The organism is Gordonia aurantiaca (assembly GCF_039939235.1).
In the GTDB taxonomy this organism is placed as follows: Bacteria; Actinomycetota; Actinomycetes; order Mycobacteriales; family Mycobacteriaceae; genus Gordonia.
Genome location: NZ_JBDUUF010000006.1, coordinates 294443 through 317098, shown reverse-complemented (window position 1 = coordinate 317098; position 22656 = coordinate 294443). Strand labels below are relative to the sequence as shown.

The following is a 22656-nucleotide window of genomic DNA, read 5'->3' as shown; positions in this document are numbered from 1 at the left end:
ACTTGGTAGGTAACTCACTGACCACTACGCGATGACCCACCCCAAAGCCCTCAAGACACACCGGGCACAGTCCATCCCGTCCGGCTCCAGCCCCGAAACCCCACCAACCCAGGGGACTTACCCTGCGACCTGGACGCGGAACAGGGACAAGCCCCTTCGATGGGACGCGGAGACAGAGGGGTCCGACCGCACGTGGACGCCGACGAGTCTGGCTAAACACATCGTGCTTGCCGCAACAGGCGAGGCCCGAGATGCCATACCGGGCGGAGACGTCTGGTTTTACCGTGGTACGAGCTTGATCGCCCTCGCTCGGGAAGTCTCGTCATAGAGCAGACCAACCGCAAGATCTGGCTGTTGGTGCTGAGCAGCCCTAGCGCCGTGCGAATTGGCGTACTGGGGGCGAGCTCAAGTCGATCTGCATGGGGCGTGTTGGCTGTTCATGTGGAACATGGTCTGGTGAATGGTCGTCCCAGCCCTCGACGAGGTCACCATCGTCGCTCCGAGCGCTGGAGCGCTTCCGCAGTGAAGAAGGGCGAAGGGTTGGTGTCGGCAATCCGACGCCACTAGTCCCATCCGGATCGAGATTCCTGCCTGGGTGAGTCTCGTCCCAAGCCAAGTGCGGTCGATCGTGTCCTCTGATTGATTGAACTTGTGCGGTGCCGCCGAACTCCCTGGTAGACAGCGCCTCGCGGGTGACCGTGGCTAACGCCGACTGTCAGGATCGGACGCTAATGTGGCTTCCGACTACGGGCGTGCCGCGACACCGCGGCCTGAGAAAACGGGTTGAGTGGTGACCAGTCGAGAGAACGATGCCGATCTGAAGGATCGCGTTGGTCGGTTGATGCAGTTCCTCCGGGAGATGGTGAAGGCCCGGACCCGACCGGTGCTGAGGGTCGAGGACCACGAAGACTATCACTGGCTCTTTCCGGGTAGTGCACCGTTCCAGATCGATCGCGCCGCCACGGCCGGCGACGTGGTGGTTCGTGCGCCACGCGTGCATCTCGAAGACCCGCCGGAGTTTCCCAGGGAACTGTTGCAGTGGGTAGACAACCCTGCTGCTGCTCACCGGAGCGACACCCCTGGGCCCCAGTTCCGTGAGCCGACCGGAGACAGCACGACATCGGCAACCGAGGTCGCCAAGGCCCGCGCGAAGTACCAGCGCTGGTACGAACGTTGGACCGCATGGGCTCAGACCGACCGCCAGCGCCGCCCTCACTTCGAGCTCTACCAGGCGCTGACCGACATGATGCACGAGCTCGCTGCGCGGCCCGAGTCGGTCGAGCTCGTCGTCGCTTCCGGCCTGCTGTCGCTGCCGCCGAGAATGGCCGACGGAGACCGCATCAACACGCACCTGGTGACGCAGGCGGCGACGATTGAGCGAGATGAGACCTCCGGCGACCTGCTTGTGAAGTTCGTCGACCTCTCGTCGCCGCGGCTGGAAGACAGCGAACTCCTGACCGGCATCGACATCTTCGACCAGTCGGGAAGCCGCACTCTCTATGCGCAGCTGAAGGAGTCGACCTCGCCGCTCGACGAGTCGATCCAGGTCTTCCTCAAGACCTGGGCGAGTCGTGCGCTTGGGCTGGAGATCCCGGTCACCGACTCGCTCGAGCCGCCGTCGAATGTCACCGACGTGGCCCTTGCGCTCGCGCCCGCTCTGGTCCTGCGCAAGCGCGGCGCGTTCGCGCTGGTCGAGTACTACAACCAGATGATCCACCAGGCCGAGGAACCGTCGGCCAAGACTCCGCTCGGCCTGGCCCAGCTGGTGACCGCCATCGAGGCGGACGAACGTGTTCGGTGGCTGGAGTCCACCGGGGCCACCGCGCCGCGCGAGCTCGCCGAGGATCCGCTCTTCCCGCTGCCCGCGAACGCCGAGCAGTCGAAGATCATCGAGCGGCTCGGTGGAGACAGCGGCGTCGTCGTCGTCGAGGGTCCGCCCGGTACCGGTAAGACCCACACGATCGCCAACCTGATGTCCGCGCTGCTGGCCCGCGGCCAGCGCGTCCTCGTCACCAGCGAGAAGTCCCAGGCGCTGCAGGTCCTGCGCGACAAGCTGCCGCCTGACATGCAGGAACTCTGCGTGTCCATCACGGACCTGTCGCGCGGCGGTTCGCAGGAGCTCAACCAGAGCGTCGCGACGATCGCCGAGCGCAAGACCTCCTTCATCCCGGAGGCGGCCGACCGCACGATCGCCGACCTCACCGACAAGCGCGAGCAGGCCAGGGCACGCCGCGCGAAGACGCTCGAAGCCATTCTCGCGCTCCGCGAGGCGGAGACCTACAAGCATCCCGAGGTCGCACCGGGGTACCGCGGCACCTTGGCCTCCATCGTGCGACGGCTGGAGGAGCGGCGAGAGAAGTGCGCCTGGCTTCCGGGCCCGCTGTACGACGCCGAGCCGCCACTCGCGCCCAGCGAGTTCCGGGAACTCACTCGACTGCTCGCACTGCAGACCGCCGAACATCGGTCACGCGCGGAGCAGACACTGCCGCCGCTGGACAACCTGTTGCCGGCCGCAGATCGGATGACGTCCCTCTTCGAGGCCGTCCAGCGACCGCCGCTTGAGCTCCCGGCTCAGACACGCGGCCTCGTCGACATCATCGAGGACGTCGACTCGTCCACCGCGGAGCAGGTTCTCGTCGACTGCGATGCGCTGAGGGAAGCCGCCGAGGCGGTCCGTGCCCTGCCGGTGGTCTATCAGCAGCTCGCCGACCGCGTCCTGGCCGGCGAGCTCGATCATCTGTGGGCCCGTGTCCAGGATCTCGACGCCCACGTCCAGGAGGCGACCGCCTACGACCAGGCGGTGGGCAGCGCGGTCATCGACGCACCCGCCGTCTCCCGTCGCGTGCTCGACGTGGTGCAGGCGTGGCTCGCTCGACTACAGGACGGCGCCGAGTGGCGGGGACGCTTCCGGCGGTGCGCCGAGCAGAAGGCGTACGACGAGCTCGAATTGGGGCTCACCGTCGACGGCGAACCGGTCCGTCGCGCCGAGGAACTCGAGATCGCGGTAGCGCACCTCAAAGCGCTCGACGCGGTCGGGACCGCCCGTCGCATCCTTGCCGACCTCGGCGTCCAACTCGCGGCCGACGCGTCACGCACCGCGCAGGTCAACGACCTGGTCACCGTGCGCCGGCACATCGCGTCGATCGAAAAGCTGCAGGCGCGGTGCCGGGCGCTGACCGACACGCTCCACCGGAGCACCAACCGGCAGTTGACGATCAGCAGCGTGCACGAGGCCGAGACTCTCTCGCAGGCGGCATCGGCCATCACGCTCGAACTCCAGCGCCGCGCGGCACGCCAAGAACTCGACGCGATCACCACCAGCCTGGGCTCGGCGTTCGGGTCGGTCCCGGCACCGGAGGCGACCGAACTCACCGAAAGCGTCCGAGCCGCGTCCGCCGACAGGTTCGGCCACGCCGTGACCGCGTACCTGGCCGCGCAACAACAGCAGCGCGAGTACCAGGCGTGTGAGGCCCTCGCGCAGCGCGTCCGGGCAGCCGCGCCGAACCTGCTGGACTCGCTCGAGCAACAGCTGTCCGACCCCGAGCTCGGCACCCGCCTCGACAACATCGCCGACGCCTGGCACTGGCGACGCGCCTACGACTGGGTCGAGAAGCAGCGGACGCCCGGGCGAGAGGCGAAACTGAGCGCCGAGCTCGACGCTGCCACCGCCGACATCAGCTCTCTGACAGCAAAATTGGCCGCTGAGAAGGCATGGAAGAGCTGCCTGGAGCGGATGAGTGCCGGCGAGGTCACCGCGCTGCAGGCGTACCGCGACCACATCCGCGCCATCGGCAAGGGCACCGGCAAGCACGCTGAGCGATTCCGGCAGGCCGCCCGGATGGCGATGCAGGAGGCGCAGAGCGCCGTGCCGGCCTGGGTCATGCCTACCCAACAGGTGCTCGCGTCGATCCCGCCGCAGCAGGGCGTCTTCGACGTCGTCATCGTCGACGAGGCCAGCCAGGTCGACATCACCCACCTCTACCTTCTGTGGCTCGCGCCGCGGGTGATCGTCGTCGGCGACGACAAGCAGTGCACCCCCAGTGAAATCGCTCTCGGCAGCCTCGAGGACGTTTTCGCCCGTCTCGACAGCTACCTCGGCGACCTGCCCGAACACGTCCGCAACACCTTCACCCCGCGGTCGAGTCTGTTCTCTCTGCTGCGGTCACGCTTCGGTCAGGTGGTCCGTCTCCGGGAGCACTTCCGCTCGATGCCGGAGATCATCGACTGGTCGAGCAGGCAGTTCTATCAGGACGCGCCGCTGGTGCCGGTCCGGCAGTTCGGCGCCGACCGCCTGCCGCCGTTGAGGACCACCTACGTCGACGGAGCCACCGTCACGGTCACGAGCTCGTCGCTCGTCAACGCGGCCGAGGCAGCGGCCATTGCAGACCAGGTCCGCGCATGTCTCGACGATCCGCAGTACGACGGCAAGACGATGGGCGTCGTCGTCCTACAGGGACAGAAGCAGGTCGACGAGATCCGGGACGCACTGCGCGGGAAGATCTCCGACGACGAATGGGAAGAGCGTCGCTTCCGTGTGGGAACGCCTCCGGACTTCCAGGGCGACGAACGCGACGTCATCTTCCTGTCGTTGGTGGTTGCGCCCAATCATCGGTTGACATCGCTCACGCGCACAGAGTTCGAACAACGGTTCAACGTGGGCGCGTCCCGCGCCAAGGACCAGATGTGGTTGTTCCACTCGGTCACGCTGGACGAGTTGCGAGCCGGGGACCTGCGTAAGTCGTTGCTGGAGCACATGACCGCCCGACCCGCCACAGCAACGGAACCGGTGCCCGAGAACGTCTCCGACGACGTGCGCGATCCGCGGTTCGAGAGTCTCTTCGAACAGCGGGTGTTCAACGAGATCGTCGCCCGTGGATACCACGTGAATCCTCAGGTCCCGGTCAACAATCGGCACATCGACCTCATGGTCACCGGAAGCGCGTCGCGGCTGGCGGTCGAGTGCGACGGGGACGCTTTCGAATCAACCCCCGAACAGTTGCGCGACAACCTCGAGCGCGAGAACGAGCTCCGGCGGTGCGGCTGGACGTTCTGGCGAGTCCGCGAATCCGAGTTCTACGCAGATCGCACTCAGGCGATGGCGTCGCTGTGGACCGAGCTCGACCGGTTGGGCATCAAACCGGGGGAGCGCATCCCGGACGATGAGCCTCCCGTCACGACGGTTGTCCCGACACCTACCCCTGACAACGAGAAAGACGAGGGAGAAGCGGAGACAGCACCGACCGTCGACACCGGTCCGGTTGAGAGACAGCAGATCTCGCCAACGGTTCCCGAGCCGCCGGTTGTGCCCCCGGTCGTTACTCCGGGTCCCATTGACCATGGACGGAGCGAGAAGAAGGACCTCACTCTTCACCCCGTCGTGGGCATCAACGCGCGTGACGATCTGCTGCGGCGTTCCGCCGCCGAACCTGCGCCGGTCGATCCCCAACCACCTGTCGCACCTCGCGACCACGATGCGCTGGGCAAGGTCCTGGTCGCCGCGGCGTGGGCGAGTGTTCCGCTCACGATGGAACGGGCGTGCCACATCTCGAAGCTCGACGAACGCGAGACACGTGAGGTGTTGAACGGGCTGGTCGCCGACGGCCAGCTCGATGAGGTCACCAAGGCCGGCGTCGTCCAATGGGTTCGTTCGCGAGGAGCGAGCCGGTGAAACCGCTGCGCGAATGGCAGAAGGAAGCGCTCGACAAATGGCGCGCACTGGGGCGGCGAGGCGTCATCGAGGCGGTGACCGGCTCGGGTAAGACCGAGGTCGGGATCGCCGCAACGCTCGAGGCGGTTGCCGACGGCCAGAAGGTACTGGTCGTCGTCCCGTCGCGAGACCTCTTGCGCCAGTGGTACGAACGACTTCTCGTCGCGAGCACCACGCTTCGAGTCGGTAGGCGCGGCGACGGGATCCAGGACTCCTTCCGGCACTTCGACGTGCTCGTGTCGACCGTGCAGTCCGCCGTGATGCCGGCAGCCGAACGTCCTCCCGCCGGGGCACTCATCGTCGCCGACGAGGTCCACCGCTACGCGGCGGAATCCTTCGCCAAGGTCCTCTCGGAGTCGTTCGACGCCCGACTCGGACTGACCGCCACCCTCGAACGGTCCGACGACGGCATCGAGCAGGTGCTCAAACCGTTCTTCGAGAACGTCATCGAGGGCTGCACGTACCAGCGCGGGTACGCCGACGGCATCCTCGCACCGGTCAATCTGGCGCTGGTGCCGGTGCCGTTCTCTCCCAAGGAGCGGGCACGCTACGAGAATCTCGACGAGGTCGCACGTGCCGAGCGCAGCAACCTGATCACCAAGTACGGCTGTCGCGCTGAGCCGTTCGGCTCGTTCCTGCAGGACGTTCAGCTCCTGGCCAAAGACGAGTTCGGGGGTGATTCGTCGGTCTGGTCCGCGCGCAAGTACCTGAAGGCGTTCTCGGAGCGACGCGATCTTCTCGCCACGATCTCGGGCAAAGAAGAAGCGCTCGCCGACATCGCGCCGGGACTGGAACGATCGAATAGGTCGCTTGTGTTCGCCGAGACGAAAGCGGCTGCCGCGCGAGCCGCTGAGGTCTTGTTGCAGGCCGGCGTCGCCGCCGCTCCGTACACGAGCGATCTGAACCGGAACGACCGCATCGCTTTGCTGCAGACGTTCAAGGACGGCAGACTCACCACGCTTGCTGCGCCGCGCGTGCTCGATGAAGGGGTCGACGTTCCCGAGGCGGATGTGGGAATCGTTCTCGCGGCGAGCCGGACCCGACGACAGATGATCCAACGGATGGGACGGGTCATCCGGCCGAAGGCAGACGGTCGGGCCGCGGTCTTCATCATCTTCTACGCCGAGGGTAGTTCGGAGGACCCTGAGAAGGGCGCCCACGGGACGTTCCTCGACGAGCTGGCCGACATCGCCCAGACCGTCGAAAAGGTCGAGGTCCACAGTGTTCCCGCCCTCCTGGAGGCGTGGTTGCCGCCGACGGACGGAGCTGGTCGGACGATGACCGAGATCGAGCGAGGAATGGCTGTCAACGCGGCCAACCAGGTGGCGAAGCATGCGGCCGCGGTGCAGAGGGTGAGTGCCCACATTCGCGGCGTCGTCGCGGACACGATGCGGTTGAGTCGGCCCGGGGCTCTCGACGACGTGCTCGCGGCACTCGTCGACCTGGACCCCGACGAAGCGGAGATCTTGATCTACCGCTTCGGCCTCAACGGCGAGGAACCGCTCGACCACGACAGCATCGCAGCCCGACTCGGCACGACCGCGGACGAGGTCATCCAGATCGGCGACGACGCACTCGAGAAGCTCCACCTGCCGCAGGTGGGGGAGCCAGTCCGGCGCGCCGTCCAGGACAAGGTCGACGACGATCGTGCGAACCAGCACGACGCACGAATCGAACAGCGACAGAACGACGCTGACGAGCTCCATCACAGAAGCGACGTCGGAGAGCACGCCCCCACACCGAAGACTCCGACGATCCAACAGTCTCCGGTGACTTGGCCCAAACCCGAACCCGTCGAGCTGATGCGGCAACAGCCCGTCGGTCCGAGGAAGATTTCGCTTCCCACCAAGGGGTCGGGAACGGGATCCCAGCACGTTCAGTACTCGAACCCGGCCAACAAGGTCGCAATTCACATGGAGTGCGACGGAGGCTTCGTCCCGAGCGCCGTCATCGACATCGGAGACTGGAGCGTGATCCTCGATGAACCGGTTGCCGGACGCCGGCGCTTCGAAGATCCGAGCGAGGCCGCCGTGGCGCTACTCCAATTCTACGGTTTCGCCGACGACGACGTTGTCGACGGGTGGACGCTGTGGAAGATCAAGGACACCGGGCACCCGATCGACAAGCTGAGAAGGTCGTCGGTGGGTAGCGCGAACGCCTGAGTGCCTGGGCGACGAGCATCGTCCCGGTCTTGGCCCACCCGGGTTTGGTAAGTATGGGCCGACACAGATGAGGGCCTGTGCGTAGTTCGGGATCATTGCAAAGTGCGGACTCGTCTCGATGGCGGGATGGTTGTGGTCACCGTCGCTCCTGCAGGATGCGGTCGGCGCGTTTCCCGAGGAGCTTGATCGCGGGGTAACTGGTGACCTGGTCGAGTGTGAGGAAGCGCTCTGGGTGCGTGATTCGCCGGATGACCTCGGTGGAGGGTTGGGGTACATCAGGCGCGATCTGCTGCGCGTAAGTGGAGGTCACGCTTTCGAAGGTCAGTCCGCTGTCCTCAATTGCCCACGCCTCACTGACGAACCAGTTGGCGATGAAGACACGGGTGTTGGGGATGAGGGTCCAGACCGTCGCCCGGTCCAACGCCGTGCGCGCGTTCGGGCGGCTTGCTCCGAGCCATTGCAAGTTGCCGGCGTCATCGGTCACTTCCCAGAAGCGCCAAGTGGGAGATGCCATGTCGTGAGCCTAGTGCCTCGCTACCTGAGGTTGCCCCTGTCGGATCGACGCGGATCGCACGTCGAGACGGTTCGCATCCCAGGAGCGGCGTGGATGGGCAGACCAAGGTGACGGCCTGCTCATCTCCGTCCGAGTGGCGGCGAGAGGTCGATGCGCATTTCGTCCAAACGGTCGGGGTCGGTGTCCAGGCCACGCCGGCGGAGTAGTTCCAGCATGTCCTCCTGCCGCGGTTGGCCGAACGTCAGGCGGTAGAGGGCAAGGTCGCTCTTCAGCCGCTCCAGTCGGGCGATGTCGACACTGAGTGGGTACGGGGAAAGGTGTCTCTCGATGGTTGCCGGCCCCGGATAAACCCAGTGCGGTGCGAACTCGCCGTATCTGTCCTGTTCATCCCTACCCAGTTCGTAAGCGGCACGCCATGGGTGGTCGGCCCTGAGCATCTCGGATCCGTGCCGATAGGCGAGGTTACGGCGAATGGCGTGCCCGCTGAATCGATTCACGCGCCCCTCGCGCTGTTCGAAGTCGACGGGGTTGGCCGGGGTGTTCCAGTGCGTGATGGCCGAGCACCACCAGTGGAAGTCGATTCCCTCCTGTCCGACACTTGTGCTCGCCAACACAAACGGCCAGAACGGGCTGTTGAACGATCTCCGGATATCGGGCTGACGGACATTCTCATCGGTGCGAGCGCCGCCATAACGCAACGCGAAACGACTTGTGATGGGAATTTCCGACTCGGGGTGGGCAGGGTCGAACACGCGGTAGGTCGACGGCGCCAACGTGATTGCAGACGCGGCGTTCTCTGCGAGCACCTTCAGCGACTCGTCGGTGAGTCTCTCCTGGGATTCGTGGACAAGGTGATACAGGTACTCGTCCATCACGGCCTGCAGGTTCCCAGCAGCGCAGTACCGGAGCACCTTCTGCCAGTAAGCGCCGCTGTCGTAGAGCTGCTCGAGCAGCACAATCGAGTCCGGGCGGTTGAACAACGAACGGAACGCCGCGGCGAGGATTGCCGCCGCGCGCCACCGCCCGCTCTCTGTAACGGCGGGGTGATCGCGCGAAATCCTGTACAGCGCACGCCAAGCCACATTCCCCGGGCTGTGCGCCGCCAATGCCGCGACGGTTGGGGCAACCGACGCCATCTCGACGTCGGCGCCGTGGCGGACCAGCTCGTATGCGGCGTCGACATGTGCGGCCAGACCGTGCTGTCCGGCATCATCATCATCGGTATCGTTGGCCGATGCTATGCCGAGGCTCTCGATGACGAGCTTGCGCCCGGTGTTCCATCTGCTGGTCAGATCCTGTGGCAGCGAACCTTCGTAAGCGATCGCGACGCGCGCCGCTTCCGCCACGGGAGAGAGGGTGTACTTCTCGGTGTCGGCTCGCAGCTTCTTCGTGAGCTCCATCTCGAACTCGGCGCGAGATGCCATGGAGCGGTTGGCATGCGCCGCGGTCAACGGGTCGGCCAGTTTCGCGAGACCCGGCATGGGCCAGAACAACGCCAGCGTTGTCATGGAATCGGGCTTTCCGCCTCGCAGGCTGTAGTTCAGCAGGCTTCGCGCACCGCGACCCGTGCTCGGGTCGTCGGTCCGTTGAGACCCGAGTGCCGCCAGGTGACGCGCGCGCTGACTGAGCAGAGACGCGATCGCGGTCGGTGTCGCCGACCACGACGAGAACACCAGACGTTTCGTTATGCCATGCGCAAAGGGCTCCGCATATGGTCCGTCAGGTTGCAGGTAGGGGAGAGATGGTGGCATCCACAGCAGCTTCCACCACCCCGCGTCGACGGTCTGCCGTGCGAGCGCGCGGAGCTTGCCGTTACGGAGATCGACTTCGCCGGTTCCCGCGGCGGCAGCCGGATCGAGTCGAGCCAGGGCATCGACTGCCGGCAGGATGGACTCTGCGTCCCCGCTTCTGAGTCGCTTCTTGAGTTGCTCCGAGAGCTTGTAGCCGTCGCAGAAATTCGCGAAGTAGGGTGTCGATTTCCAGTATTCGAGACTGACGTCTCCCTTGATCAGACTTGAGAGCCGTTCCAGGGAGACGTAGTCGAGGAGGTCATCGGGCGAAAGGTCCTCCACCACCTCAACGTGCTCGGACATCATCCCGCCGGTGACCCCGGAAGGCCTTTCGTTGCGACACATGACCTCGAGCAGTGTCTCGCGTAGCGCCGCGGCGATTTCGGCGACGGGATGTCCTTGCGTCGCGGCCGCTCGATACCTGGCGAGGTCCTTCGCAGCGCGGTCGGCGACCCTGGGGTCGAGGAACGTGACGGTGCGTAGGAAATCCCGATGGTGGTCCTCACCCGTCTCCTCGGCGTAGGTAAACGGCTTGTAGGGAGTCGCGGAGAGCAGCAGCACTCGGGTTTCGCGGATCGAGAACAGTTGCTCTGCGAGTTCACCTGCCGGAGTACTCGAGTCGAGCAGCTCGGGGAAGCGCTGGAACTCGTCAAGAATGACGAGGTCGGGTTTGAGGACTCTGAGCCCGGCCCGGGCGAGTTCGGTACGCAACGCCCCGATGAGATTGCGGACTTCCTCGGCCATGTCTTCGGGCACGTGCCGACGACGACCCAGCCGCTTCAGTTGGTCGGTGAAGGCGTCGATGAGGCCATTGTCGCGACATGAATCGAGAAAAGCGTCGGCGATTTCTTGATTCGGCGGCCCTTCGGGGTTGTTCTCCAGGTCCCGGACATGACGTTCGAACGTGCGTGTACTGGCGACCCTGCCCTGCAGGAGGAGAAGCGCCGCGTGGCGGTTCCACCAGGTCAGGTTGACGGCCTTGCGGAGCAGGAGGTAGAGGAGGGCCCGCTCCTGAACCTGGCCGGACTGGTGGCCGGTATGGAACGACGTACCGGGGGTGAACGACACCAGGTTGACTTTCATACCGTCGATGTCGAGGTCGGGATGCATTTCCCGTGTGTGCGTGGCCAAGAGACTCAGCCGGCTTGGTATTTGCCGATGACGTCCACCCGTCACGTCGAGCCGGGCGAGGTTCTGGGCGGCAACGTCGCTGTTGGAACAGACATAGACGATGGTGATCTGTCCGCGTCGACGCTCGGTCTGGAGCCTTTCGATGGTGCGTGCGATCACTCCCCGTGCGACGAGGCTCTTCCCGAGTCCGGTTTCGTCCGCAACGAGAAACCGGCCGCTCGATCCCGGGCGGTAGAACTGTGCCATCACATGCTCGACCGTGCTTCGTTGAAATCCGGTGAGGCCGGCGATGACTGGTGACGCGTCGAAGTTGGTCATGAGGTTTTCTCCGAGCTGAGCTGACTCCGGCTGGCCATGACGGTCGCCCAGAATTCGGCAAAGCCGGGCGGAAGGACAGCACTGCCTTTCTCGGTGGCCAGCATCCTTTGGACAAGTCGGTCGAGATCGTCGATCGACTCGGGCGAGCGAGCCAGTGCGCGGACGACGGTCTCGAAGACTTGCGGAGCGGGCGCACTACCGTTTGCTGTGCCACCGCCGGAGTCTCCTGGACCGGCGATGGTGAAGGGGTTCGCCTCACCGAGTCCGAGCAACAGGGCCAAGAACTGAAGGAACTTCTCGGGGGTGTCGATCTGTGTCGCAAGAATTTCGTCGAGACGGCCCTCGGGGTCGCCGCGGAGCTCCGCCCGAACCACGCAGGCTGCCGCTCGGCAGGACTCGTCGGCGATGTGCAGGCGGAGGAACGGTCCTACCTCGACCAAGGGAACACCTGCGATTGCGCCATGCCTGGTGCGGCCGGCCTCGATGACGCATGCCTTCCCGGGGTGTGCGAGGGGCTCGACCCGCGCGCTCATTCCCGGGGGAATGGACGCGGCGTTCTGCGTGTCGAGGCCGAGTACGTACTTGTCGCCCGACCGTTGGACGGAGACCACCCAGCCGCAGGAGGCCAGGTCTCGTAAGGCGTTCTCCAATCGCCACTGTGCCTCGGTGTCGGGGTCTGGGTCGGCACCACCTTCGGTGTCGTACGGCTCGAGCATCCCGAGGAAAGCGGACTCTGGATCGAGCAAAGTCGCCACCCCGTGGGTTTTCTTACCACCGGTCAGTTCGACCAAGACCTCGATGTTGCGGGTGAGTGCAGCGTCGGTGGCGTTGGCGGAACCGACGAACACATGGGCCCGTCGGCCGCGCTCGACGACGATCAATTTGGCGTGAAGATCATTGAGCAGCGGCGCAGGCACGCCGTCTTCCGTTGCATCCCCGTCATCCAGTCCGGCGACTGTGCTGACGATGAACGTCGACCGGAAGCGTCGCAGGGTTTCCGGGGCCAATAAGTCCAGTGAGCCGGCCCGTGAGACCACAACCGCGTCCTCGGTGCCGCTCGTGAGCGCACGGAGGCCTGCGTCGTTCAGGAAGGGCGCCATCACGAGATGGCGATTGCCGCTGAATTCGGGTTCGGCGCGCACGTCGTCCAAGCCCATCACGTGGAAGGCGAGATCGTCCACCCCCTGGGGCAGTTCCCAATCGATGTAGAGCGCATCCTCGCCGAGCTGAACGACCCGGTGCCGACGGTGCGCGGGTAGTCGTTGCCGTGCCATCGAGGGCAGCGACGTGATGAGGCTGCCCAACGGTCGGTTTGCAGCCTTACGTTGCGATCCACGCGTGCCCTCCAGCGTGAGTGACAGGTCCCAGGCATGGTCGTTGGTGAGATTGCGGCTCAGCACCACGATTCGGTAGACGTCGTCCTGGTCGTCGGCTGTGAACCTCATCAACCACAGTTTCGGGTGGAAGAGCCCACCTGGTGGGGCCACTACCTCGTGAAGGAGCGGTTCGAGGAAGGCCATCAGCGCGGTGTAGCGCGACGGGGCACGGACGTTGCCTTCCTGGGCGAACACGTCCACCCGGTCAGTGCAGGAACGGACGGCCTCGAGCACGCTCACGGGGTCGGTCGTGCTCCGGATTGCGAAGCTCGCGAACGCCAGGGGCGGCACCAGCGCGGCAGTGAGGTCGAGGGTGAACGTCGTGCCCACCGCGGCGTCCAGCTGGTAACCAGCAGGCGGACGTAGCTGGTCGAGCAGTGTTCTGCGGTCGTCAGGCGCCAGCACGTGCGATCCCCTCACGGATGTCGGTGACCATGCGCCTGACCTGGGGCCAGCGATACATCATCTCCGCGGTTCCTGAGGCTCCGGACCACGTACGCAGCAGCCGATCGTTCACCAGACGCGACTGCCCTCCCTTCTGGCGTCGTTCTCGCTTCTCCACCAACGTGCGCGCTCCGGCGTGCTCAGCCAGGTCGTGAACCGGGCCGCCGCGAACGACGTCGATCCACGCGTCCACGAAGGCGCGTGTCTGCATGCTTATCTGGGGGTTGATGGTGCGTACCAGATTCAACATCTCGTGGTGATCCCAGCCCTTGATCTGCTGGTCGTAGGCCTGGACGGATTCGGCCCAACTGCTCAGCGCACCCCGATACCTTTCGACGGGTTCGGGCACGGTGGTGTGACCGGCATCCTCGTATCGCTCGGCAACGAGAAGGTTGTAGAGGAGGGCCGCTCCGTGCATGACAAGGCTGAAGAGATGACCGTGATGCAGAAGCGTCGCCGGGGGTCCGTCGGCGGTGAGGCAGGCGGGGGAGAACCACGGCACTACGTCTTCGTCGGTGATCGGGGTGTCATCGATCAACAAGTGGGCGAGCAGCGTACCCGGTACTGAGTCGAGGATCCGGTCACGTAGCCACGCAGCCTCGCAAGTCCGCATCGCCATGCCTCCCGAGACTGTGGCCGGGAAGCCTTCGGGGGCGGCAGGCAGGGTCGGGTGCCAGTCCAGGTGTGAGCGGACGGCGAGTTCGTCGTCGGAGCCTGCTCGCGACGGCGACCGCAGTATGCCCAGCCTGTCAGGGGATACATCGTGAGTGAGGATTCCGTACCGCCGCAAGGCCGACCAGTAGATGGAGGACGGCAACGTCGTGAGGCTCGAACCGGCGACACGTCCGATCACGCCATCCCCCGGGCCAAGACCCTCGCTGACGAGTGCCTTGATCAGTTTGCGCTCCTGAGTGTCAGTCCAGGCGGTCAGGTTTCTCCCGGTGCGTCTTGTGGCGCCAAGAGTGAATATCCAGGGAATGAACAGGAAATACCGTGCTCGGGTGTGGACAGTAGAGGTACCGGGGAATAGACCATTGGCGAAAGCATCGCGAATCTGGCCGATCCCGAGCTCGTCGCGGCTCTCCTTCTGGCTGTAGAGCGCCACCAGTTCGCGCACACGTCGCTGTTCCTCGGCGGACGTGTCGAGCCATGAGAGTGTCGACGGCATCGTTACTCCTTTCGGGTCGAACAGTGCCCTCGGTGCCAAGTCACTGCTGGTTCGCTGGGCCCGTTCCGGAAGCTGCTCCGGTGGCAGGAATCGCGCGCGGGCTCAGCCGGTTGTCGACCATGAAAGCCATCAAACGGTTGATCACGGCCAGCGCTGACCGAAGCTTCTCGATCGACGGAGCCTTGTGGTCACTGAACGCACTCCTCTCGTCTTGCTGGGGTAGCCGAGAATGTCAAGTCAACGATGCACACACCTCTACCTCGTGTGGTCGAGCGCATGTCATGACAATCTAGAGTGTTGATGTGACATTCGGGGTTCATCCGACGTCGATAGGTGGTCACGGAGGGCAAATTTGGGACGATTCCCTCCCGATGAGTAGCTTTCGGCAGCGCATGTCCTCGCGTCTCGCCATCACTTCTTCGAGCTCTTGATCGACCTCCAGCGGTCGGCCATCCAACGGCAGTCAGACTGAGGCTTCGTGCGTCATGGTGCTGCAGGCTCTCTACCGGGACGGCAAGGGCTACCACCGCGACTGCCCATCATCCAGCCTGCCGAGTGAGCACGGTCGGCGCTCCCGCTCGCGCAAACACGAGCTGCAGTGTTGAGACTCGCTCGGACGCAGCAGTCTTCAGTAGATGCGCATAGATCGCCAGTTGGGTCCAGTACGCCTCGAGCGTCTCCGCAGAGACCCCGACGTCGGTCTTGTAGTCGACGATAACCAGCGAACCATCGTCATCTCGGTAGACGAGATCGGCGATGCCTTCGACCACGATCACTCCATCGGGACCGAGTCCGGCCAGCTGCATCTCGCGCCAATGCTCGCGAGCTGCCGCCCGACGGACCGGCTCGGAATCCACGACGGACCGAACCTGTGCGACAAAATGATCGACATCTGCAAGGCCGGCAGTGGTGCCTGCTGTCCGTGCCGCGCTGTCGATGATCTCGTTGCCGGCTGAGAGGCTGATGCTTTCCAACACTGAGTAGAGAGCGGTGCCGAACCCCATGCCCGCGTCAGCACCGCCGGGTCCTGACACGACGCTCTCGGGGGAGCCAGGCTGTGTCAGCAAGCCTCGCTCTTGATACAACGTGCGAATTGTTCCGCAGGTTTCGTCGACCTGATGGGCGATGTTGGTCGCCGAGTAGGACGCCCGCTGTTCGGAAGCGAAGCGGATCTGTTTACTCTCTGCGTTCCAGTCCTTCCAGGTCTGCCTTCGCTCCTGCCGAACCGCTTCGTCGTCGCGGCGGACAGGATCCACCAGCTCGGGTACCTCATTGGGGAGCTCCTCGAGTGCAGGCAGGAATGACTTACCCCACGACGCACCGCGCTTCGCGACTTACCCCGAGACAGCGAGATGGCTCTCCGCGCGGGTGCACGCGACATAGAGCAGCCGGTTCCTTTCCGCTTCGATATGGAAGTGCTCGGCTTCGCGAGCGGCGGCGTACCCCCTGGTAGTCGCCGACGCCGTGCTCGATGCCGACAAGCAGGCGTGCAGTGCGCCATCCGGACCTCGAAGCAGCGGTTCAGGCTGCGTGCGGAATCTGCCGCTCATGCCGGCAAGCACGAACATCGGGAACTGCAGGCCTTTCGCGGCGTGGATGGTCATGATCCGGACAGCGTTCAAACCGATCTCGGGGAGGACGGTCTCGGCGACACGGGCGACCTGCATCTGAGAGGCGTTGTGCGGCTGCGGTGTACGCCTCGTGCATGAGATATTAGCGATCAGTGAGATGTTCGAGCGCGCTCCGATTAACGCGCAAGAGCTCTGAGACCCGCGGGGTGGAGTCTGCCATCTCCGGGTGGGAGAGAGCCGCCCGTCGCGACACAGCGTCAGCCAGCGGTCGAGCAGTGACCGCCTCATCTGCGACCTCGCGGAACGCGCCCGGTGCATCCACCAGCACCCGTTCGACGCAGCTTCGAGAAGTGGGTATTCGAGTGGCTGTCGTCGCGCGAGTGCGGGTGCCGCCAGGGAGTTCACCAATTGCGCGACGGTGACCACTCGGGTGCTCGCGACACCACTATGACGGGCGAGGTGGTGGAGCACGTCACGGGCTGCACCGTAGCTGGGGACAATGACAGTGACGCGGGTCAGAGGGGAGTCAGCTTTGGCATCGGAGACAGCCCCGACGAGTTTATCGATGGGGCTAATCAGTTTGCGACGACAGCGCCACTCTCAAACAGATCAATTGGCATTGGCCGTCGAAGTTTCCAGGTGATTGCGATAGGACGTTCGCCTCGATGACTGACGTAGTCGACGTTGCCGAGGAACATGTAGGGTTCCGCGCCGAAGTCTCCATCGGTGCGCTCCCTGACGAACAGGAGAACTTCGCATCCGTTGGTGCGCTGCTCGATGTAGCGACGACCCATCTCGGAGTCCTCCGCGGTGTTGTTTGGCGACTCCCAATGGAACAGCTCTCGCGAGATGGGGAAATCCCGGTACATCGTCGTCGGGCTGAACTCGCGATCATTCTTGTGGAGGGTTACGAACAGCGCGCCTGTGTTCTCGTGCCAGGTGACGCCGCCGGCCTGGCCACGGGCTTTGCGCTCCAAGTTGGCGAAGCCGATCGCCGCAAGGACTTCCTCTCGCCGGTAGTGCGCGTGGGTATAAAGCGGCATGCCGGTGACGCCAGCACCGACCGACCTCGGGACGTGATTAATGTTCTTCACGGCGACGTCAAGGAGCTGACTGATTTCAACGCATAACGCTCGATGAGCGCGGAGATGGCTGAACCCGGCGTCGTAACTAGTGAATCCACCTAGGTCAGACCAAAGGGTGAAGAAGAGCATGCGCGCCAGTACCTGCTCGCGGGGCGAGAGCTGCGCGTAGGTTGGAGCGTTCGGTTCGATTAGTCGCCGGTACAGCTCAATCCGCTCGAGATCGTCTACGTGCGCCAGTGCCCGCACACGGCGTGCAAGCGAGTATTCGGCCGGCCCAGGCTCCGACGAAAGGAGACGAGCATCCCGGAGTAGGGAAGTCCATGCGCGGGCGACGCTTCCTCCGTAGACATCTGAGAGCTCCGCTCCCGTGGCATCGAGGTACTCGCCAAGGACCGTCGTATTCGCATCGCGGACTGAAGCTACGAGTGCGGACTTGCGGTTCGTGGGGAGTGATCGCTTGATCGACTCGAGAACGATGTTCTGAGCCTGCCGGTCAAGAACTATCCTGCTCGCCCCGGGTAAGTACGGGAATCCGTCCGAAACCTCCTCAACGAGGCGTTTGCCTCGCTTGCCGGTCAGCGCCGTAAAGCGTGGGGCGAAGTTGAACTCCGCGCGGTGGTGTCCGATGAAGTCCAACACCGTGAGCACGGCCTTCCCTCTGCTCCGTCGCAAGCCGCGCCCAAGCTGTTGGAGGAAGACCGTCGCGCTCTGGGTTGGACGCAACATCAACAGGGTGTCGACGTCGGGAAGGTCGACACCTTCGTTGAAAATGTCTACGGCGAACAGACACTTGACGGCGCCGCTACGAAGATCAGCGAATGCTCGCGCGCGGTCGTCACTGTTGGTTTCGGCAGAGACAGCCCTCGCGGGAACTCCTTGCCTTGAGAACGAGTGCGCCATGTACTCGGCGTGTGCAATCGACACGCAGAAGCCGAGGGCTCGCATGCTTAGTGGATCTGCGACGTAGTCCCGAACTGCGTTCAGTATGAGGCGCGTCCGAGCATCATTACCGGTGTAGACGTTCTCGAGGTCGCTAATGCGGTAGTCGCCGCGTGACCAGGCGATGTCGCGCAGGTCGGTATTGTCCGAGATACCAAAGTAGTGGAATGGGCAGAGAAGATCTTGCTCGAGCGCATCCCAGAGTCGCAGCTCGTACGTGGGTCGACCGTTAAACCAGCTGAGGATATCGAGCGAATCGGAACGTTCGGGCGTTGCGGTGAGGCCGAGAAGCTCAGCCTGACCGATCTGGGAGAGGATGCTGACGTAACTCTTGGCCGCTGCGTGGTGAAATTCGTCAACTACAACCACGTCGAAGGCTGACAGGTCGAACACCTGCCTGGTCTTACTGTTCAACGATTGAATGCTGGCAAAGACATGCTTCCAGTCGGTCGGGCGGCTTCCATCGACGTAGAGTTCTCCAAAACTCCCGTCGCCGAGTACCTCCCTGTACTGTCGCATCGACTGTTCGAGTATCTCTTTTCGGTGTGCGACAAACAGCAAGGTGAGCGGCTTCTCAGCAGCTTCACACAGTCTCTTGTAATCGAGAGCGGCGACTACCGTCTTACCTGTACCGGTCGCTGCCACAACTAGGTTCCGATGCTGATCGTGCACTTCGCGTGCCACATCGAGAGCTTCGAGGATTCGCTCCTGGTGGGGATACGGCTGGACGTCAAGTCCCGATATCGTGAGCGCGTCGCCCGGCCGCCGCGTGCCACTAGCGGCGGCGAGCGCCTTGTCGAGGCGAGCACCGTCGATGCTTGGGTCGTAGGGGATGAACGCGGGGTCATTCCAGTAGGTGTCGAACGTAGCCTCAAACTTCCGCACCAACGTAGGTGTCGCGACGCTGGAGATCCGCACGTTCCACTCGAGTCCATCAACGAGCGCGGAGCGGGAGAGATTCGAGCTCCCAACATATCCGGTGTCAAATCCCGAGTTCCTGCGGAAAAGCCAGGCTTTCGCGTGAAGTCGCGTTGACGCAGTCTCGTAGCGAACGCGAACTTCTGCGCCATACCGATATACAAGCTCATCGAGCGCTCGCCGCTCCGTTGCACCCCGGTACGTCGTGGTGATTACTCGTAGATGGACGCCTCGGTCGCGCAGTGCCTCTAGTTGACGCCGAATGACAGCGATGCCTGCAAACCGAATGAAGGCGCAGAGCAAGTCCACGCGGTCCGCACTTGCCAGCTCGCGTGCGATCTCGCTCGCCATGTTTGGCTCATCGCGAGTATTAGTGAGTAGTGCAACTTCGGACAGTGGCGTGACTGGCCGCTCGGCAATTGGCGCGCCGGGCTCGTGAACCGAGGTCACGACCTCGGATCGGACAATTGTGTCCGGGGCCGCATCCCTTAGCGCCGTAAGCACCGCGTTAGCAGCGTCAAGGCGCTGGTCCTCGGGGAATTCAATGAGGTGTCGCTCGACCGCTGTCGCGATGTGTTTCGCGAATACGTGGGGGACGTCGGCCTTGCCGATAGGCGTCGACTCGGCCTCCAGGGAGGAGGCATCGATGCGATGCTGAAGTCGCTGCGTGAAAACCGATTCATAGACACCAGGGACCAAAGAATCATGCACGGTGGTGAGTACACCACGAGATACTGACAAAGGCGTTTCCGATCGCCATCGAGTCCCGGTTCGTCCCAAATTGGCGGTTGCTGTCGTCAGGTTCAGCAATGAGTGCCCGGCTCGAGGTTCTTACGTCGGACAATTGGGAGTCGCGCGGCGCCACTTGAATACATGTCAGCCCGAGACTCCCCCACGCGGACGGCCTGGTCCCTGTCATCGGGGCACGCCGGGTACCCGAAACGCGGCGCGATCTCGCTGACGTAGTTTCGCGTGTCACGACGTCGTCGGTTCGGGCGGGTTGATCGGGCGTGCGGAGCTCGTAGGGGATACTTCGGTCGCCGAGCCCAATGTCCGTCTGTAACACGCTGATTTCGTCGCGTCCGGAGACAGCGATGCTCCCCGACACCGAGGGGTGCGTCGCCAAGGCCTCTACTGCGATGATCGTGGCGTGATGGGGAGAGCTCCTACCCAACTCGATCCCTAGCGTGCGGTTTTGGCCACCTAGCAGCGCCGGGGTCCCATCGATGACGAACAACCTTGCAGTCGGGAGGAGCAATGATCAGAACCTGTGGATGAGCCTCGGTGAGGGGGCGTGAAAGTGGGCGCACCTTCCCGAGGATGATCTGAATATCCGAAGGTCCGATCATGAGCCGGCGTTGGCGCGCTGGTTCGGGAAGGTACGCCCATGCTCACCGTAGTTCACGATGCCATCGAGGCCAACGAAAGCACTGGCGGTGCTGGTCGGTCGTTGTTGGACGAGATCGTCCGCGACGGGGCGCGACAGATGCTGGCCGCCGCGTTGAAGGCTGAGGTCGCCGCCTACGTGGCCCAGTTCGCCGATCAGCTCGATGAGAAGGGGCATCGGCTGGTGGTCCGCAACGGCTATCACCAGGCCCGCGAGGTGCTGACGGCAGCCGGGGCAGTTGAGGTGAAAGCACCGCGAGTCAACGACAAACGCGTCGACCCCGACACCGGTGAACGGAAACGGTTCTCCTCGGCGATCCTGCCGGCGTGGGCACGCAAGTCACCGCAGATGAGCGAGGTGCTGCCGCTTTTGTACCTGCACGGGCTGTCCACCAGCGACTTCACCCCCGCTCTGGAGCAGTTCCTGGGCTCGGGTGCCGGGTTGTCGGCCACCACGATCACCCGGCTGACCAGCCAGTGGCAGGACGAGGCCCGCGCGTTTGCCGCCCGGGACCTGTCGGGCACCGACTACGTCTACCTGTGGGTGGACGGCATCCACCTCAAGGTCCGCCTGGACCAGGAAAAGCTGTGTCTGCTGGTGATGCTGGGTGTGCGCGCTGACGGCCGCAAAGAGCTCGTGGCGATCACCGACGGCTACCGGGAATCGACCGAGTCGTGGGCTGATCTGCTGCGCGACTGTAAACGACGCGGCATGACCGCCCCAGTGCTCGCGGTCGGCGATGGCGCACTCGGGTTCTGGAACGCGGTGCGTGAGGTGTTCCCGGCCACCAAAGAGCAGCGGTGCTGGTTTCATAAGCAGGCTAATGTTCTTGCCGCGCTGCCGAAATCAGCGCACTCGTCGGCGTTGGCGGCGATCAAGGAGATCTACAACGCCGAGGATATCGACAAGGCCCAGGTCGCGGTCAAGGCCTTCACGGTCGACTTCGGGGCCAAGTACCCCAAGGCGGTCGCCAAGATCACCGACGATCTGGACACCCTACTGGAGTTCTACCACTATCCCGCCGAGCACTGGATCCACCTACGCACGACAAATCCGATCGAAAGCACCTTTGCCACAGTACGTTTGAGAACCAAGGTCACCAAGGGGCCGGGATCACGTGCGGCTGGTCTGGCTATGGCCTACAAGCTCATCGACGCCGCCGCGGCCCGCTGGCGTGCCGTCAACGCACCACACCTGGTCGCTTTGGTCCGCGCCGGCGCGGTCTTCCACAAGGGCAAACTGCTCGAACGCCCCACCGAGATCACCCCACCGACACCGCCCTCAGACGGCGATCAGCAAGCCGGAACGGAGGTCGCCTGAAACACGCCGATCCACAGGTATTGACAATTCCTCCGCATGACCGGGCTGCATTCGCCATACATCCTCGGACTTACCGTCCCTGGGTGGGACTCGAGTGCATCAACGGGCATCCGGAGGGTTTGCCGGGTCGGGTAATCGGGTGGCGTTCATGTACGTACCGAGCATGAGGGTGAGCTCGTCGAGGAACTCGTTACGGTCGATGGGAGGCTGATCGAGCACGTACCGGACCATTAGGTGTTCGACCGCGCGGACTGCGATCCACACAATGGTTTCGGTGTGCTTAGCAGCCTGTGAACGCAGTCGCAGATGGACGATCGCCAGTTGGCCGACTCGTTGTTCGAAGTCGGTCGTTTTGTCGCCCAACCCCAGTCGGGGGACGTGTTCGATCAATGCGCGTAGCAGTTCAGGCTGCTCTTCCATGGCGTCGAGCAGCACGTCGAGCGTTTCGCGCAGGATGGCCAGTTCGTCGGGTGTGCCGATGTGCTGAGCGATGTGACTGGTGACGGTGCGGGCGATGTCGTCGGTGTAGTCGTCGATAACCGCCGCGATGATCACGTCCTTATTCGGGAAGTATTGATAGAGCGAGCCAGGACTGATGCCGGCAACCTCAGCGATCCGGTTGGTGGAGGCACCTTCATACCCTCGGTCAATCAACACATCACGGGCTGCGTCCAGGATGCGTCGGACCATTAAACGCGAGCGTTCCTGACGCGGGAGGCGCCGGGGCTGGCCAAACTGGCTGTTCATCGGTAGTTCACCACACGAATTGTATGCGAGTAAAAGCTCGTGTCAGCATTCTGGCATGACTAACTCGCCGCTTCAAGGC

11 protein-coding genes are annotated in these 22656 nt (G+C 63.9%); 3 read left to right on the top strand and 8 right to left on the bottom strand.

The window, feature by feature from the left end; translation table 11 throughout:
* Positions 1 to 841 precede the first annotated feature (841 nt).
* Positions 842 to 5668: an AAA domain-containing protein gene (locus tag ABFT43_RS14225; protein WP_347961007.1), complete on the top strand. Its 4827-nt coding sequence runs from the start codon at positions 842 to 844 to the stop codon at positions 5666 to 5668.
* Positions 5665 to 7869 carry a DEAD/DEAH box helicase family protein gene (locus ABFT43_RS14220; RefSeq protein WP_347961006.1) on the top strand — a complete coding sequence of 735 codons (2205 nt, stop codon included), beginning with the start codon at positions 5665 to 5667 and terminating at the stop codon, positions 7867 to 7869. Before ABFT43_RS14225 ends, ABFT43_RS14220 begins: the two co-directional genes overlap by 4 nt.
* A 136-nt stretch (positions 7870 to 8005) precedes the next feature.
* Here the strand turns inward: ABFT43_RS14220 and ABFT43_RS14215 are convergent, their stop codons facing one another.
* The 7 genes from ABFT43_RS14215 to ABFT43_RS14185 form a co-directional block, all read right to left on the bottom strand.
* Positions 8006 to 8383 (bottom strand): hypothetical protein, encoded by a 378-nt coding sequence (locus tag ABFT43_RS14215; protein WP_347961005.1) that lies wholly within the window; start codon positions 8381 to 8383, stop codon positions 8006 to 8008.
* Positions 8384 to 8502: 119 nt separating this feature from the next.
* Positions 8503 to 11622, bottom strand: a complete 3120-nt coding sequence (locus ABFT43_RS14210) for a helicase (RefSeq protein WP_347961004.1) — start codon at positions 11620 to 11622, stop codon at positions 8503 to 8505.
* A complete protein-coding gene (locus ABFT43_RS14205; protein WP_168702474.1) occupies positions 11619 to 13403 on the bottom strand; it encodes a phospholipase D family protein in 1785 nt (594 codons plus the stop codon). The genes ABFT43_RS14210 and ABFT43_RS14205 overlap by 4 nt, the downstream gene beginning before the upstream one ends.
* Complete coding sequence (locus tag ABFT43_RS14200; RefSeq protein WP_168702475.1) at positions 13390 to 14610, bottom strand: DUF6361 family protein; 1221 nt, start codon at positions 14608 to 14610, stop codon at positions 13390 to 13392. The genes ABFT43_RS14205 and ABFT43_RS14200 overlap by 14 nt, the downstream gene beginning before the upstream one ends.
* 539 nt (positions 14611 to 15149) lie before the next feature.
* Positions 15150 to 15866 (bottom strand): PD-(D/E)XK nuclease family protein, encoded by a 717-nt coding sequence (locus ABFT43_RS14195; protein ID WP_347961003.1) that lies wholly within the window; start codon positions 15864 to 15866, stop codon positions 15150 to 15152.
* A gap of 78 nt (positions 15867 to 15944) precedes the next feature.
* Positions 15945 to 16277: a 3'-5' exonuclease gene (locus ABFT43_RS14190; protein WP_347961002.1), complete on the bottom strand. Its 333-nt coding sequence runs from the start codon at positions 16275 to 16277 to the stop codon at positions 15945 to 15947.
* Positions 16278 to 16756: 479 nt separating this feature from the next.
* The gene (locus tag ABFT43_RS14185) at positions 16757 to 19834 is read right to left on the bottom strand and encodes a DUF3427 domain-containing protein (RefSeq protein WP_347961001.1); all 3078 of its coding nucleotides are present in this window, start codon (positions 19832 to 19834) and stop codon (positions 16757 to 16759) included.
* Positions 19835 to 20510: 676 nt separating this feature from the next.
* Here ABFT43_RS14185 and ABFT43_RS14180 point away from each other — a divergent pair.
* Entirely contained in the window at positions 20511 to 21830 is a 1320-nt protein-coding gene (locus ABFT43_RS14180; RefSeq protein ID WP_347961000.1) for an IS256 family transposase, read from the top strand.
* A 99-nt stretch (positions 21831 to 21929) separates the two neighbouring features.
* On the opposite strand, the gene ABFT43_RS14175 is transcribed toward ABFT43_RS14180, so the two are convergent.
* Positions 21930 to 22577, bottom strand: a complete 648-nt coding sequence (locus tag ABFT43_RS14175; protein ID WP_347960999.1) for a TetR/AcrR family transcriptional regulator — start codon at positions 22575 to 22577, stop codon at positions 21930 to 21932.
* Positions 22578 to 22656: the final 79 nt, after the last annotated feature.